Origin of the sequence: Streptomyces sp. ME19-01-6 (genome assembly GCF_033793745.1) — a bacterium.
Lineage (GTDB): Bacteria > Actinomycetota > Actinomycetes > Streptomycetales > Streptomycetaceae > Streptomyces.
In genome coordinates this window covers 413596-428131 of sequence record NZ_JARAXF010000006.1, presented here as the reverse complement: position 1 = coordinate 428131, position 14536 = coordinate 413596, and the positions used below count along the sequence as shown (strand labels likewise).

Genomic DNA, 14536 nt, shown 5'->3' with positions numbered 1-14536 from the left:
AGGACAAGACTGGGGCAGGGACGGGTCTGGGGGTTGGGGAGGATGCACCGGATATCGGTGGCTCGTACGGCGCTCGCCACGGCTGCGGTGGCGACGCTGGTCACGGGGTGCAAGCAGCAGGCCCCGCCCGACACCGGGCATGCGCGCGCGAGACCGGAGGTGCGTACGAGCAGCAGCGCACCCGCCCACGCCTCACCGGCGAAGCCACGGCCGCACAGGGCCTGGAAGAAGCCGTCGCACAAGCCGCGACCCACGCACCGGGCCGTGCCGCCCCGGCGGACCGCCCCGCCGGCGCCCGCCGCCGTGATCGCCTTCGGGACGAGCAGTGAGCAGGTGCGCGAGCTGCAGGCGCGGCTGCGCGGGCTCGGCCTCTTCGACCGCAACCCGACCGGCTACTACGGCACGGTCACCCGCTCCTCGGTCCAGGCCTACCAGCGCGGCCACGGCCTGACGGCCACCGGCTCGGTCGACCGCCGCACCTGGAACTCCCTGCGCACGGCCACCAAGCGGCCCACGCACGACGAGTTGTACCCGCCGACCACCAACCCGCTCGCCAAGCCCGATCCGCGCTGTACGACCGGGCGGGCGCTGTGCATCAGCAAGACGAGCCGCACGCTGGCCTGGATGGTGAACGGCAAGGTCGTCTCGGCGATGGACGTGCGGTTCGGCTCGCAGTACACCCCGACGCGGGAAGGGCTGTTCCAGGTCGATTTCAAGAGCCGCGACCACGTCTCGACGATCTACCACACCCCGATGCCCTACGCGATGTTCTTCAGCGGCGGCCAGGCGGTGCACTACTCGGCGGACTTCGCCGCCCGCGGCTACAGCGGCGCCTCGCACGGCTGCGTCAACGTACGGGACAAGGAGAAGATCGCAACCCTCTTCGACCAGGTCCGGACGGGCGACAAGGTCGTGGTCTACAAGTAGCTCCGCGGAGCGAACAGGTCGATGAGAAGGGCGCGGGCAGGGCCGGGGGAACGTGCCCTGCCCGCGCCATATGCGCGGAGCCGTCGGTACGGGGGGAACCTCGGCTCCCGCGCGCGGCCGATGACCAGTCGGCCCGTTTCTTACAGCGTCACCGCCGGCAAAAACGTCACACCCGGATTCCGGAACCTCAACGGGCCGAGCCCGTGGCGTCCTCGGCCACGCCGGCGGCGGTGTCACCGGCGGTCCCGGTCAGGCCTTCGGCTGTGCGGGGCGCGGCCCTCGTCACAGTGTCGCCCGCCGTCGCCGTCACGTCGGCGGGCGGCGTCGTATCGGCAGGCGGCGTCGTATCAGGGGCCTGCGACGTGTCAGGGGCCTGCGACGTGTCGGGGGTCAGCGGGTCGGACGGGGGCGGAGGTGGGGGCGCCGGGGCGTTGTCAGTGCCCGTGTCCCCGTCCTCTTTTCCCTGGTCTTCCCCACCGCCGTTGTCGTTCTCGCCGCTGCGCGGGGTCGCCTCGCCGCCGCCGGTGTCGCCGACGACTGCGACGCAGTAACTGTGGATCGCGGTCGGACTGCCCGCCGCCTTCTCCAGCTTCTTCAGGTCCTTGGCGTCGACAGCCGCGCCCTGACCCTCCTCCGCCGCCAGATACTGGCGGCAGACGGTGACCACCTGGCCGCCTTCGTTCGCGCCCGACGCCGACGAGTCGCCTTGGCCTGTGTCCTTGGCCTTGTTCTCGTTCTTCTTGTTCTTGTTCTTGTTCTTGTTCTTGTCCTGGTCGTCGCCCGAGCCCTCATGGCCCTCGCCGGGTGACATGCCCGAGCCGCCGGAGCCGTGCGAGGGCCCGCCGCTGGCATCGTTGTCGGCCGATCCTCCGGTTCCGGGCGACGTCCGGCCGTCCGGGGAGATCTGGGGCCCGACCGGCTTCCCGCCGCTGCCGGACGACATGCTCACCGTGGGTCCCGGCGCGCCGTCGTGCTGCCCGAAAGGCAGCACGCCCGCGGCCGTCGCGACCGCGAATCCGCTGAGCGCGCAGCCGGCCAGCGCGGCGACCACTCCGATATGCAGCGGCCGACGCAGCCGCGCCTGCCCGCCCGACCCGCTCGACGCCCGCGCTATCCGGAACGCCCCAGGGGATTCCGAGCCGCCGTCGGCGCCGAACCGTACGCTCCGTAGCGCCCGGCCTGCCCGCTCCGACCGTTCCGCCCGTACCGCGCGGAACGCGGCCACCGCGGCCTCCTCGCCCGGGAGGGGCTTCTGGCCGTCGGTGCCGTCCGCCGCTACCGGGCGGGATGCCTCGGCCACGGCGCTGAGCACGGCGGCCAACCGCTCCGCTTCGCTCCGCGACTGGCTCGACCGGCCGTTCTGCCCGCCGTCCTGCCCGCCTTCGGGGTCGCTGGGTTGCCCCCAGGCCGGCTCACCACGAAGCAACCGCTCCGCCGCATCGTCATCCAGCCAGGTGTAGCGGTGGTCGTCGGCCATCACATGTCCTTCTGCGTCGGGACGCCGGAATCCGTCACACCGGCGGACCTCGCGGTCCCTCTGTGTGACTCCCGTTGCAGCGGCACCCCATCGACTACCCCGCGCACCCCTCGTTCGGCCCCGTTCCCCGCGTCGAGCAGGTCGGCCAAACGCCGCAGGCCCCGGTGGGCGGCGGTGCGCACCGCGCCGGGGCGTTTGCCGAGGACCGCGGCCGCGCTCTTGGCGTCGAGCCCGAGGACGACCCGCAACACCACCGCCTCGGCCTGGTCCTGCGGCAACTGGGCGACGAGCCCGAGGGCGCGGCCGGTGCCGAGCGCCTCCAGCGCCTGGTCCGCCGTGTCCACGTCGGACGCCCGGCCCTCCAGTTCGGTCTCGTCGCCTCCGATCGCCGGGCGCCGCCCGCGCATCCGGATGTGGTCGAGCGCCCGGTTGCGGGCTATGCGCGCGGCCCAGCCGCGGAAGCGGTCGGCGTCGCCGCTGAACCTGGCCAGGTCGCGGGCTATCTGCAGCCACGCCTCGGAGGTGATGTCCTCCGCGTCGCCGTCGCCGACCAGCGTTCGTACGTACCCGAGGAGGCGAGGGTGGACCGCTCGGTACACGGTCCGGAAAGCGGTCTCGTCTCCGTCCTGCGCCGCGCGCACCGCGGCGGTCAGTTCCGCGTCGTCCCCCTGCACGCCCTCTACCTGCCCCACTCGGAGAAACGGAGGTCCAGCGATGCCGTAGCCGAGGCTAGCCGTGACCATAGGGCGGGTACTGCTGGTTCGCCGGACCGGGCGGGCCGTAGGGAGGTGAGGGAGGCATGCCGTAGGGAGGGGCGGGCGTGCCGTACGGGGCGGGTCCGCCGGTCTGCGGCGGAAGCGAGGCGCGCTGCTCCTGCATCGCGGTGATCTGGCGGACGAGCAGCAGCGCGAGGATCGCCGCGGCGATGAAGACGACCACCGCGAACATGTCGAGCGCGAGGATGCCGTGCAGGTCCTCGATGTCGCTCTTGGCTTCCGAATAGCTCGGATTGTAGCTGTCGCTCTCGACCTTGCTCCGCAGCGTGTTGTACCGCACCGTGCCGGCGAAGTTGGCGACGAAGCCGACGATCCAGGTCACCCACCATCCGTTGAGCAGTCCGCGGCGCACGTTGTGCGGCCCCTGGGGGGAGCTGGCCCGCCAGATGTCGTTGGCGATCTGCTTGGGGAACCAGAGGTTGACGACCGGGGTGAACCAGGAGCCCGCGGCCCAGCCGCTGCCGAACCGGTGCTGACCGGGGGCGAACACCTCGGCGTTCAGCCGCAGCCGCCGGAACCAGATGGCCCACACGATGACGATCGCGACCATGAGGCAGAAGTAGAGGGCCGCCGCCCCCGTATAGAAGTCGTCGGCGTCATCGAGGTCGCTCCGGGTCACGTACGAGCCGTCGAGCATGTCCCCGATGACGCCGTACTGGTCACCGCGCGCCACGAGAACGAGGATGAGGGCGGGGATCGCCACCCCGAAGAGCACCACCAGCGTGGTCGACAGCCCGCGCCGCAGATCCACCCCGCCGGCCGGCATCCCCATGGCGGGGGCGGCGGGATAGGCGAGGGGCGGTGCCGGCGCGGCCGGTATGGGCCCCTGTTGGAGCTGTTGCTGGTAGGTCCCGCATGCGGCGCAGCGCCCGTCGGGGCCGACGGCCACGGCGCGGCAATTCCCACACGGATACATTTTTGAAGTCCCCCTGGGAGCGTGACCGCGTTTCGGGCCACGCAAGGAATAAACAACACACCGCGCCCACAGCGCGGACCTGCACGTTACGGGGAGCCGACCGGTCACGTCCAGAGCGGGGCCGGGCGCCGGACCCGGCCCGGACCTCTCGGTCCCGTCTCGATCTCGTCCGCGAGAGGTGTGACGGATTCGGGGCGTGCGACGCTATAGGGAGTACGGGTCCCTCGCGGGCCCGTATCGGACGGCGGTCGGGGCCTCTCCTGTGGGGGGTGGCGGCCCCGACCGTCCCTCCTCCCGCCACGGCGCGGTCAGGGCCCGTTCAGGGGGCCGCGGAGTTCACGTCGTCAGCCGGTTGTTGAGCGCGACGAAGTCCTTCCAGCTCAAGGGCGGCTTCCCGGGATCCCACAGCCGCTGGGCCAGTGCCGCGAGCGGCAGCCTGATGCCATCGGCCACTTGTTTCTGCGTCTGCGCGCCGGCGAGGTCGCACCACACCGCGAAGCGTGCGCCCTGCACTCGGGCAGGACCGGTCAGCGCCGGGTCGGGTACGGGCGTGGTCCCGCGAAGTACCGCTGGGGACCACTGTTCGTATATACGTTCGCCGGTCGGGTAGCGGAAGTTATTCGGCTGCCCCAGCACGTAATAGAGGTATTCGTCGTTGAGGTTCACCACCGTGCGCCCCTCGCGCAGGTACTCCACCGGCAGCCGGGCCCCGCTCTCCCGGCCCGTCCAGTACTCGACCTGAATGGATCGGTCGGGGGTGACGACGCCGCCGGAGAAGAAGCCGTCGTTCCACGCCTTGGGCTGCTTGCCCAGCTGACGCGCGACCGCCGCGCGGGCGTTGAGCCATGCGGTGGCCAGGTCCTGGACGCGGCCCCTGGGCCCGTAGGCCAGTCGGGCGGCCGTGGCCAGGACCGGATAGCCGGCCTCGGGGTTCCGCGACATCAGCGCGCCGTACTCGTCGCCGCCGAGGTGCCAGTACGGGCCGGGGAAGAGCGGCGCGAACTCGCGCATCAGGTCGTCCACGATGCGTGCGGCGGCCGGGTTCGAGATGTCCACGGCACCGCGGAACGCCGCCCCGCTCCCGGTGCGCAGCTGCAGCGCGGGGTGCGCGCGGATGACCGCGCCGAGGTGGCCGGGCGAGTCGATCTCGGGGACGACGGTGATGTGCAGGCTCTGGGCGAGGCTCACGATCCGGCGCACCTCCTGCTTGGTGAGGTGCTGCGGGGCGACGATCTCCGGATGCGAGCTGCTCTGGATACGGAAGGCCTGGTCGTCGGAGAAGTGCAGGCCGAGCTGGTTGAGCTTGAGGTCGGCCATCTCGCGCAACCGGGCCTCGATCCACGCGGGCGCGAAGTACTTGCGGGCGATGTCGAGGTTGAGGCCGCGCTGTGAGCGGTCCGGGGCGTCGCGGATGACGCCCTGCGGCACCCGGCCCCCGGAGCGCAGCGCCTGCTTGACGGTGCGGGTGCCGTAGAAGACCCCGGCGTCGGCGGAGCCGGTGATCCGGGCCCGGCCGCCGCGCACGGTGAGGATGTACGCCTCGCGGCCGCCGCTCTGCTTGGGGTTCAGGGCGAGCTCCAGGTCGCCGCTGCCTGCTGGGCCCGGGCTGACGCGAAGGCCCAGCTCACGGGCGATCAGCGCGGCCTCGTCGGCGAGCGGGCCGCTGGTGTCGGCGACGATGCGGCTGCCCGCGCCGGGCCGCCAGCCGGGGCCGGCCTGAGGAACGTAGCTCCGGACGGACGGGACGGTGCGGGGCGCGGCGGGGAGGGCCGACGGGCTGGCCGGGGGCCGGGGCGAGGTGGTGGTGGGCCGGGGGCTCGGAGTGGCCGGGGTGGTCGGGGTGGTCGGGGGGCGGCTGGTCGCGGTGGCGGTGCCGGTCGGGCGGTGGCTGGTGGTCGCCGGGTGCCCGCCTTCGCCGCCCTGCTGCTGGCAGCCGGTGACCAGGGCGAGGGCCGTGACGACCGTGGCGGCGACGGCCGTGACGACGGGGGTGCCCGCGCCACGGGTGGCTGCCGCCCGGTCGGCCATGCGTCGCCCCGGCCGCCTTATATACGGCAATCCCATGGCACGGGCCGCTCTCTCGGGTCGCTCGGGTCTCTCAGCCTTCTCGGGTCTCTCAGCTCGCTCGGGTCTCTCGGGTCTCTCAGCTCGCTCGGACCTGTCAGGTCTCTCAGCCTTCTCGGGTCTCTCAGCTCGCTCGGGTCTCTCGGGTCCCTCATGGCGCTGACCTCCCGTCCCGGGCCGCATGGCGTCCACCGCACACCATGAAACCTCCACTTCCGGGTGAATTTCGCACATCCACCGGACAGCGACTGACACATATCGTTACCTTGAACTGCCGATCGCACCACTTCAACCCCTTGTGCCCACTACATCCCTCCCTGCACCCCTTGCGCCGCCCTTTCGAACACGCGTGTCCAAGGAGCCCATGCTGTCCAGGCCCAGCGACTCCCCGCGCACCCCTTCCGCGCTCCGCTCCCCCAGGCCGCCCGCCCAGCGCGCCCCAGCCACCCCCGCCGCGCCCGGCCGGATCTGCGCCGCCCGCCTCGACCACCTCAACACCGCCCCGGCCGGCGCCGCCGAGGACGCGCTGCTCGCCTGCTGCGGCAGCCGCCGCTGGGCGCGGCTGATCGTGGCGCACCGCCCCTATCCGGATCTCGACGCGCTGCTCGCGGCCGGTGACGAGGCCAGCTACGACCTCACCCCCGCCGACCTCGACGAGGCCCTCGCCGACGAGGCGGCGGTCGGGCAGCTGCCGACGGGCATCCCCATGGGCGGGGCGGGGGCGCTGGCCGCGCACACCGCGCTGCGGGCCGCCCACGCGGAGTACGAGCGCCGCTTCGGCCATGTCTTCGTGATCTGCCTGGACGGCCTGCACCCCGACGAAATACGGAATCGGGTGCTGGCCGAAATCCATGCCCGTCTGGACAACGAGAGGGACGCCGAGCGGGTCAAGGCGGCCGAGGAGCTGCGGCGCATCGCGCGCGGCCGACTCGCCCGGCTGATCGCGGGCCACTCTCAGGTGTCCGGAATCAAACGGTTCCGCCCTGCCTGATATAGGCCGTACGTGCCTGATCGATCACACTGAAGCCCCCCGGGCGAGCGAACCGACAACACGTCGCTACGATGGCCAGGGCCGGTGGACCGTACCCGGCCGGGCCCGACCGACAGAAGCCGGCAGGCCCCAATCCCCGTTTCCGGAGGGTTTTCCGTGCCGGCTGGAACGCTGTATCGCGGCCGGGAAGGCATGTGGTCCTGGGTGGCTCATCGAGTCACCGGCGTCCTCATCTTTTTCTTCCTGTTCGTCCACGTCCTGGACACCTCGCTTGTACGTGTCTCGCCCGAGGCCTACGACGACGTCGTCGCGACGTACAAGAATCCGATTGTGAACGTGATGGAGTACGGCCTGGTGGCCGCCATCCTGTTCCACGCCCTCAACGGCCTGCGCGTCATCGCCGTGGACTTCTGGTCGAAGGGCCCGAAGTACCAGCGGCAGATGCTGTGGAGCGTTGTCGGTATCTGGGTCGTGCTGATGGCGGGTGCCTTCTACCCGATCCTGCAGCACACCCTGCGCGAGCTGTTCGGGAGCTGACACAGATGTCCGCCGAGACCACCACCCCCGCGAACGACAGCGTCCGCGCGTACGACGTGGACCACCCCGCGCCGCTCATCGAGCCGCCGCGCGCCCGTACCCGTAAGACGCCGAAGGCGACTCGCACCAATTTCGAGATGTACGGATGGCTGTTCATGCGGCTGTCCGGCGTCCTGCTGGTCGTGCTCGTCCTGGGCCACCTGCTGATCCAGCTGGTCCTCGACGGCGGCGTCTCCAAGATCGGCTTCGCCTTCGTGGCCGGCCGCTGGGCCTCGCCGTTCTGGCAGGCATGGGATCTGATCATGCTCTGGCTCGCCACGCTGCACGGCGCGAACGGTCTGCGCACGGTCATCAACGACTACGCGGAGCGGGACAACACCCGTCTCTGGCTGAAGGCGCTGCTCTACACGGCGGCAGGATTCACCATTGTGCTCGGCACTCTGGTGATCTTCACCTTCGACCCGAACATCCGCTAGGCCCCGGGGCTGAGGTATCCACTGATGAAGATCCACAAGTACGACACCGTCATCATCGGCGCCGGCGGCGCCGGGATGCGCGCGGCCATCGAGTCGACGAAGCGCAGCCGCACCGCGGTGCTGACCAAGCTCTACCCGACCCGCTCCCACACCGGCGCCGCCCAGGGCGGCATGGCCGCCGCCCTCGCGAACGTCGAGGAGGACAACTGGGAGTGGCACACCTTCGACACGATCAAGGGCGGCGACTACCTGGTCGACCAGGACGCCGCCGAGATCCTGGCGAAGGAGGCCATCGACTCGGTCCTCGACCTGGAGAAGATGGGCCTGCCGTTCAACCGGACCCCCGACGGCACCATCGACCAGCGCCGCTTCGGCGGCCACAGCCGTAACCATGGCGAGGCCCCGGTCCGCCGGTCCTGCTATGCCTCGGACCGCACCGGCCACATGATCCTCCAGACGCTGTACCAGAACTGCGTCAAGGAGGGCGTGGAGTTCTTCAACGAGTTCTACGTCCTGGACCTGCTGATGACCGAGGTCGACGGCGTCAAGCGCACCGCGGGTGTGGTGGCGTACGAGCTGGCGACCGGCGAGATCCACGTCTTCCAGGCGAAGGCCGTGATCTTCGCCTCGGGCGGCTGCGGCAAGTTCTTCAAGGTGACCTCCAACGCCCACACCCTGACCGGTGACGGCCAGGCGGTCGCCTACCGGCGCGGGCTGCCGCTGGAGGACATGGAGTTCTTCCAGTTCCACCCGACCGGCATCTGGCGCATGGGCATCCTGCTCACCGAGGGCGCCCGCGGTGAGGGCGGCATCCTGCGCAACAAGGACGGCGAGCGCTTCATGGAGAAGTACGCGCCGGTCATGAAGGACCTCGCCTCGCGCGACGTGGTCTCCCGCTCCATCTACACCGAGATCCGGGAGGGCCGCGGCTGCGGGCCCGAGGGCGACCACGTCTTCCTGGACCTGACCCACCTGCCGCCGGAGCAGCTGGACGCCAAGCTGCCCGACATCACCGAGTTCGCCCGGACGTACCTGGGCATCGAGCCCTACACGGACCCGATCCCGATCCAGCCGACCGCGCACTACACGATGGGCGGCATCCCGACCAACGTCCTGGGCGAGGTGCTGTCCGACAACGACACCGTCGTGCCGGGCCTGTACGCGGCGGGCGAGGTCGCCTGTGTCTCCGTGCACGGCGCCAACCGCCTGGGCACCAACTCGCTGCTCGACATCAACGTCTTCGGCCGCCGGGCCGGCATCGCCGCCGCGGAGTTCGCCGCCGAGAACGACTTCGTCGAGCTCCCCGACAACCCGGCGCAGCTGGTCCAGGACCAGGTCGAGGGGTTGCGCGAGGCCGCCGGCAGCGAGCGGGTCGCCGAGGTCCGCAAGGCGCTGCAGGAGACCATGGACAAGAACGTCATGGTCTTCCGCACCGAGCAGACGCTGAAGGAGGCCGTCGAGGAGATCGGCCACCTGCGTTCGCGCTACAAGAACATCAGCGTCCAGGACAAGGGCAAGCGGTTCAACACCGACCTGCTGGAGGCGATCGAGCTGGGCAACCTGCTCGACCTGGCCGAGGTCATGGCCGTCTCCGCCCTGGCCCGCAAGGAGTCGCGCGGCGGCCACTACCGCGAGGACTACCCGAACCGCGACGACGTCAACTTCATGCGCCACACCATGGCGTACCGCGAGGTGGGCGCCGACGGTTCCGAATCCATCCGCCTCGACTACAAGCCGGTCGTACAGACCCGCTACCAGCCGATGGAGCGTAAGTACTGATGAGCACCCCGACGCTTGACAAGCCCTCCGAGGCTCCGGAGGCGGCCGCGGCCACGGCTTCGCACCTGATCACGGTCACCTTCCGGATCCGCCGCTTCAACCCGGAGGTCTCCGACGAGTCGTTCTGGGAGGACTTCCAGCTCGACATCGATCCGAAGGAGCGCGTCCTCGACGGGCTTCACAAGATCAAGTGGGACGTGGACGGCACGCTGACCTTCCGCCGCTCCTGCGCCCACGGCATCTGCGGCTCCGACGCCATGCGCATCAACGGCCGGAACCGGCTCGCCTGCAAGACGCTGATCAAGGACATCAACCCTGAGAAGCCCATCACGATCGAGGCGATAAAGGGCCTCACGGTCCTCAAGGACCTGGTCGTGGACATGGAGCCGTTCTTCCAGGCGTACCGCGATGTGATGCCCTTCCTGATCACGACGGGCAACGAGCCGACCCGCGAGCGCCGACAGTCCGCCGAGGATCGCGAGCGCTTCGACGACACCACCAAGTGCATCCTGTGCGCCGCGTGCACCTCCTCGTGCCCGGTGTTCTGGAACGACGGCCAGTACTTCGGCCCGGCGGCGATCGTCAACGCGCACCGCTTCATCTTCGACTCGCGCGACGAGGGCGGTGAGCAGCGCCTGGAGATCCTGAACGACAAGGACGGCGTCTGGCGCTGCCGCACCACCTTCAACTGCACGGAGGCCTGCCCGCGTGGCATCGAGGTCACCAAGGCCATCCAGGAGGTGAAGCGCGCGCTGATCACGCGGCGCTTCTGAGTCCCCACTGCCGCAGGCACCCGCCCGCAGGCACCTGCCGAGTGCCCCGCTTCCCGCCCGGGAAGCGGGGCACTCGTCGTATCGCCGGGGGCCACCCATGTCCATCTATACACGTGGTGTATACGCCGTGTGTATAGTGCTCCGCATGACCCACGCGTACCTGCTGCCGATCACGACAGCCGCGGCCCTGTTCCCCCTCCTCGCGCTGGCCCTGTTTCTGCCGACGGCCGTCGTGCTCTACCGCAGGCACGGCGTCATGTCGCGGGGGCGGGCCCTGTCGCTGTACGGCTTCCTGTACTACGCGCTGAGTGCGTTCTGCATGACGGTCGTCCCGCTGCCCATGCGGTCCCCCGACATGTGCGCCGGCTACGCCATGGTGGCCGCCCCGCAGCTGATCCCGGGCAACACCTTCGGCGACATCTGGAAGGAGGCGCACGGCAAGGTCACCTTCAACGCGCTGGTCCTGCAGAACCCCGCCGTCGCCGGAACCCTCTTCAACCTGCTGCTGCTCCTGCCGCTCGGGGTCTTCCTCCGCTATCACTTCCGGCGAGGGCCACGGGCCGCCGCGGCCCTCGGCTTCGGCGCCTCGCTGTTCTTCGAACTGACGCAGTGGAGTGGGGTGTGGGGCCTCTACGCCTGCCCGTACCGGCTCTTCGACGTGGACGACCTGATCGTCAACACCTCGGGCGCGATGCTCGGCTGGATCCTGGCCGGGCCCGTGGCGCGGCGGCTGCCCACGCTGGAGACGCTGGACGGGCGGGCGCTGGCGCGCCACCCGGTGCCGTTCGGACGGCGGCTGACGGCGCTGGTGGTCGACCTGGTCGGGTACGCGGCGGCGACGCTTCTCGCCGTCGTGGTGAGCCAGGGACTCGGCGGGGCGGACCTCCTGCCGTGGGTACCCGTCGCGGTCTTCGCCGGGTGGTTCGTCGTCCTGCCGTATCTGACGGGGGCAACGCCCGGCAAACGGCTGTTGCGCTTGCGGCTGGTGCCCACCGGCGGCGGCGCGCTCCCCCTCTGGCGGCCGGCCGTACGGGCGCTGGTGCTCGGCGTGGCCGCGCTGCCGTTGCTGGCGGGGCTGTCGCTCGCGACGGCGGTGCTGCTCTTCGAGCCGTCTCTGCCCGACCTCATTGATACCGCCACCGCCACAGCCCGGCAGGCGAACGGCGAGGACGCGGTGTACCTCGCGGCGTCCTCGCCGGAGCAGACACGCGTCGTGGTGCTGGGCATCGCGCTGCTGGTGACGTACGGGCTGCGGACGCTGCGCCACCCCGAGGGCCTCGGCCCGCACGAGACCCTTTCGGGGCTCCGCAACGAGGCCCTGCCGCACACCCGCGCCCGGCGCCCCCGCGGCACGGTGGCCGCCCGCCCGGTGGCCGCCCCCGTCGCCGTCGCCGTCGCCGTCGCCGTCGCCGTCAAGGAGGCCGCCCCAGGGCAGAAGACGCTCACCAGCGTCTGAACCCGGCGCCCGGGAGCCTCAGCGGTCGCCCACCAACTCCCGCTCACCCTCGGCGCGTTCCGGGGAGACGCCCGGGTACGGGCGGTCCGGCGGGTCCACCGCCAGGTGCGGCAGCCGCTTGTCGATCGCCCGCGGCAGCCACCAGTTGGCCCGGCCGATCAGCTGCATCAGGGCCGGTACGAGCACCATGCGCAGGATGAACGCGTCCAGCGCCACGGAGCCCGCGAGCCCGAGTCCGGCCATGACGCCGCCCCGGTCGCCGCTGAGGATGAACGAGGAGAAGACGCAGATCATGATGAGCGCCGCGCAGTTGATGACCCGGCTGGTGTCGGCGAGCCCGGCCCGCACCGCCCGCGCGTTGTCCTTGGTGTGTACCCACTCCTCGTGCATCCGGCTGACCAGGAAGACCTGGTAGTCCATGGACAGGCCGAACAGCAGCGGCAGCATGATCACCGGCAGGAAGGAGATGATCGGCCCCTCCTTGCCCAGGCTCAGCAGGTCCATGCCCCAGCCCCACTGGAAGATCGCCACCAGCACGCCGAAGGACGCGGCCGCCGCGATCAGGTTCATCACCGCGGCCGTCAGCGGCACCACCACGCTGCGGAACGCCACGAGCAGGAGCAGCGCGCCCAGCCCGACGATCAGCGCGATGAACGGCGGCAGCCGTTCGCCGATGACCGAGGCGAAGTCCTTCTGGATCGCCGTGGCACCGCCGATGTCGACCTCGAGCGCGGTGCCCCGCTCGGCCGCGGGCACGGTCTCGTCGCGCAGCTTGTCGATCAGCCGGTCGGTCTTCTCCGACTGCGGCGAGGTGGCCGGCACCACCTGCACCACCGCCGTGTTCCTGGCCGTCTCGGGTGCGCCGGGCCCGGCAGCCGCGGGCAGCCGCACCGCCCATACCACGCCCTCGGTACCGTCCACCTGGCGCACCAGGCGGTCCAGCGCCCGTTGTTCGGCCGCCCCGCCGGAGACGTCCGCGACCATCAGCAGCGGCCCGTTGAAGCCGGGCCCGAACCCCTCGGCCAGCAGGTCGTACGCCTTGCGGGTGGTCTGCGACTCGGGCTGGTTGCCCTGGTCGTTGGTGCCCAGGCGGAGCGAGAGCGTGGGGATCGCGAGCACCGCCATCACGACGAGCGCGACCGCGGCCAGCGCCTTGGGCCGCCGCTCCACGAACGAGGCCCAGCGCACCGCCGCCCCGCCGGGCTTCTCACCCTCCCGCGGCCCCTCCTCGGCCAGGGCCCGCCGCTCCTTGCGGCTGAGCGCCCGGTGCCCGAGGAAGCCGAACATCGCGGGCAGCAGGGTGACCGCGGCGAGGACGCTGAGCAGGGTGGTGAGCGTCGCGGCGATCGCGATGCCGTTGAGGAAGCCCAGGTCCAGCGAGAACATCGCCAGCAGCGCGACGCACACCGTGCCGCCCGCGAACAGCACCGCGCGGCCTGAGGTGTCCAGCGCCCGCGTCGCGGACTCGCGCGGATCCAGGCCCGCCCGAAGGCCCTTGCGGTGCCGGGTGACGATGAACAGCGCGTAGTCGATGCCGACGCCGAGCCCGATCAGGCTGCCCATCAGCGGCGCCACATCGGGCAGGTCGACGACATGGCTGAGCAGGACCAGCGCCGACAGGCCAGTGCCCACCGCGAAGACGGCGTTGAGCAGCGGCAGCAGCATCGCGAACAGCGATCCGAAGGCGAGGAAGAGCACCACGGCCGCCGCGACGATGCCCACCGCCTCCGAAAGCCCGGCCGGCGGTTCCTGCGTCTGCTCGATGGCCTGGCCGCCGAGCTCCACCCGCAGCCCGGCGGTGCGCGCCTCCTCGGCCCGGTCGATGACCTTCCGGATGTTCTCCTTCCGCAGCTCGGGCGCCTGCTTGGTGAAGGTCACCTCGGCGTAGGCGATCCGCCCGTCCTCGCTGATCTGCCGCGCGCCCTCGGGCTCGTACGGGCTGACCACCGTGCCGACCTCGGGCAGCTTCCCGATGTCCGCGAGCGCCGCCGACATCCGCTCCCGTACGGCCGGGTCCCTGACCGACTCGGCGCCCTTGCCCGTGTCCACCTGCCACACCACGCTGTCGGTGTCCCCCGCCCGCTGCGGGAACGCCTTCTCCATCCGCTCCATGGCCCGCGAGGACTCGGTCCCCGGGAGGCTGAAGACGTTGGAGTACGCGCTGCCCGCGACCCCGCTCGCGACGACCGTGCCGAACAGCGCCCCCACCCACAGCAGAAGCACCACCAGCCGGTGTCTGAGGCACCACCGTGCCCATGCCGCCATGCGTTCCGCCCCCTGTTTCTCGTGATGTCGTGACGTCCGCCCCCGAGGTACGCACCAAGATTCGGCCGCCGGTACGGGGCGGCGGGGCGACCACCCCCG

Annotated in this window: 12 protein-coding genes; 7 read left to right on the top strand and 5 right to left on the bottom strand. The window is 71.1% G+C overall.

Features of this window, described 5'->3' with window-relative positions; genetic code table 11:
• Positions 1-42 precede the first annotated feature (42 nt).
• On the top strand, positions 43-927 hold the full coding sequence (locus PV419_RS17805; RefSeq protein WP_319689701.1) for a L,D-transpeptidase family protein: 885 nt from the start codon (positions 43-45) through the stop codon (positions 925-927).
• Between the two features lie 187 nt (positions 928-1114).
• On the opposite strand, the gene PV419_RS17800 is transcribed toward PV419_RS17805, so the two are convergent.
• The 4 genes from PV419_RS17800 to PV419_RS17785 form a co-directional block, all read right to left on the bottom strand.
• Positions 1115-2404 (bottom strand): hypothetical protein, encoded by a 1290-nt coding sequence (locus PV419_RS17800; protein WP_319689699.1) that lies wholly within the window; start codon positions 2402-2404, stop codon positions 1115-1117.
• Positions 2404-3078, bottom strand: coding sequence for an RNA polymerase sigma factor (locus PV419_RS17795; protein WP_319690024.1), 675 nt, complete (start codon positions 3076-3078; stop codon positions 2404-2406). The genes PV419_RS17800 and PV419_RS17795 overlap by 1 nt, the downstream gene beginning before the upstream one ends.
• Before the next feature lie 55 nt (positions 3079-3133).
• Positions 3134-4069: a DUF4328 domain-containing protein gene (locus PV419_RS17790; RefSeq protein WP_319689698.1), complete on the bottom strand. Its 936-nt coding sequence runs from the start codon at positions 4067-4069 to the stop codon at positions 3134-3136.
• 363 nt (positions 4070-4432) lie between these two features.
• Positions 4433-6124, bottom strand: a complete 1692-nt coding sequence (locus PV419_RS17785) for a glycoside hydrolase family 20 protein (protein WP_319689696.1) — start codon at positions 6122-6124, stop codon at positions 4433-4435.
• A 400-nt stretch (positions 6125-6524) separates the two neighbouring features.
• Between PV419_RS17785 and PV419_RS17780 the strand changes: the two genes are divergently transcribed.
• From PV419_RS17780 to PV419_RS17755, 6 genes are all read left to right on the top strand, one after another.
• Entirely contained in the window at positions 6525-7151 is a 627-nt protein-coding gene (locus tag PV419_RS17780; RefSeq protein ID WP_319689694.1) for a 2-oxo-4-hydroxy-4-carboxy-5-ureidoimidazoline decarboxylase, read from the top strand.
• A 156-nt stretch (positions 7152-7307) separates the two neighbouring features.
• Positions 7308-7688, top strand: coding sequence for a succinate dehydrogenase, cytochrome b556 subunit (gene sdhC / locus PV419_RS17775; protein ID WP_319689693.1), 381 nt, complete (start codon positions 7308-7310; stop codon positions 7686-7688).
• 5 nt (positions 7689-7693) lie between these two features.
• A complete protein-coding gene (locus tag PV419_RS17770) occupies positions 7694-8164 on the top strand; it encodes a succinate dehydrogenase hydrophobic membrane anchor subunit (RefSeq protein ID WP_319689691.1) in 471 nt (156 codons plus the stop codon).
• 24 nt (positions 8165-8188) lie between these two features.
• Entirely contained in the window at positions 8189-9943 is a 1755-nt protein-coding gene (sdhA, locus tag PV419_RS17765; RefSeq protein ID WP_319689690.1) for a succinate dehydrogenase flavoprotein subunit, read from the top strand.
• Positions 9943-10716 carry a succinate dehydrogenase iron-sulfur subunit gene (locus PV419_RS17760; RefSeq protein WP_319689689.1) on the top strand — a complete coding sequence of 258 codons (774 nt, stop codon included), beginning with the start codon at positions 9943-9945 and terminating at the stop codon, positions 10714-10716. The genes sdhA and PV419_RS17760 overlap by 1 nt, the downstream gene beginning before the upstream one ends.
• 145 nt (positions 10717-10861) lie before the next feature.
• Complete coding sequence (locus PV419_RS17755) at positions 10862-12172, top strand: VanZ family protein (protein WP_319689687.1); 1311 nt, start codon at positions 10862-10864, stop codon at positions 12170-12172.
• Positions 12173-12190: 18 nt separating this feature from the next.
• On the opposite strand, the gene PV419_RS17750 is transcribed toward PV419_RS17755, so the two are convergent.
• A complete protein-coding gene (locus PV419_RS17750; RefSeq protein WP_319689685.1) occupies positions 12191-14437 on the bottom strand; it encodes an MMPL family transporter in 2247 nt (748 codons plus the stop codon).
• Positions 14438-14536: the final 99 nt, after the last annotated feature.

Excerpts from the sequence above, each read along its gene's own strand:
- PV419_RS17805 (WP_319689701.1), top strand. The coding sequence starts at position 43 with ATGCACCGGATATCGGTGGCTCGTACGGCGCTCGCCACGGCTGCGGTG.
- PV419_RS17800 (WP_319689699.1), bottom strand. The coding sequence starts at position 2,404 with ATGGCCGACGACCACCGCTACACCTGGCTGGATGACGATGCGGCGGAG.
- PV419_RS17785 (WP_319689696.1), bottom strand. The coding sequence starts at position 6,124 with ATGGCCGACCGGGCGGCAGCCACCCGTGGCGCGGGCACCCCCGTCGTC.
- PV419_RS17780 (WP_319689694.1), top strand. The coding sequence starts at position 6,525 with ATGCTGTCCAGGCCCAGCGACTCCCCGCGCACCCCTTCCGCGCTCCGC.
- PV419_RS17770 (WP_319689691.1), top strand. The coding sequence starts at position 7,694 with ATGTCCGCCGAGACCACCACCCCCGCGAACGACAGCGTCCGCGCGTAC.
- sdhA (WP_319689690.1), top strand. The coding sequence starts at position 8,189 with ATGAAGATCCACAAGTACGACACCGTCATCATCGGCGCCGGCGGCGCC.
- PV419_RS17760 (WP_319689689.1), top strand. The coding sequence starts at position 9,943 with ATGAGCACCCCGACGCTTGACAAGCCCTCCGAGGCTCCGGAGGCGGCC.
- PV419_RS17755 (WP_319689687.1), top strand. The coding sequence starts at position 10,862 with ATGACCCACGCGTACCTGCTGCCGATCACGACAGCCGCGGCCCTGTTC.
- PV419_RS17750 (WP_319689685.1), bottom strand. The coding sequence starts at position 14,437 with ATGGCGGCATGGGCACGGTGGTGCCTCAGACACCGGCTGGTGGTGCTT.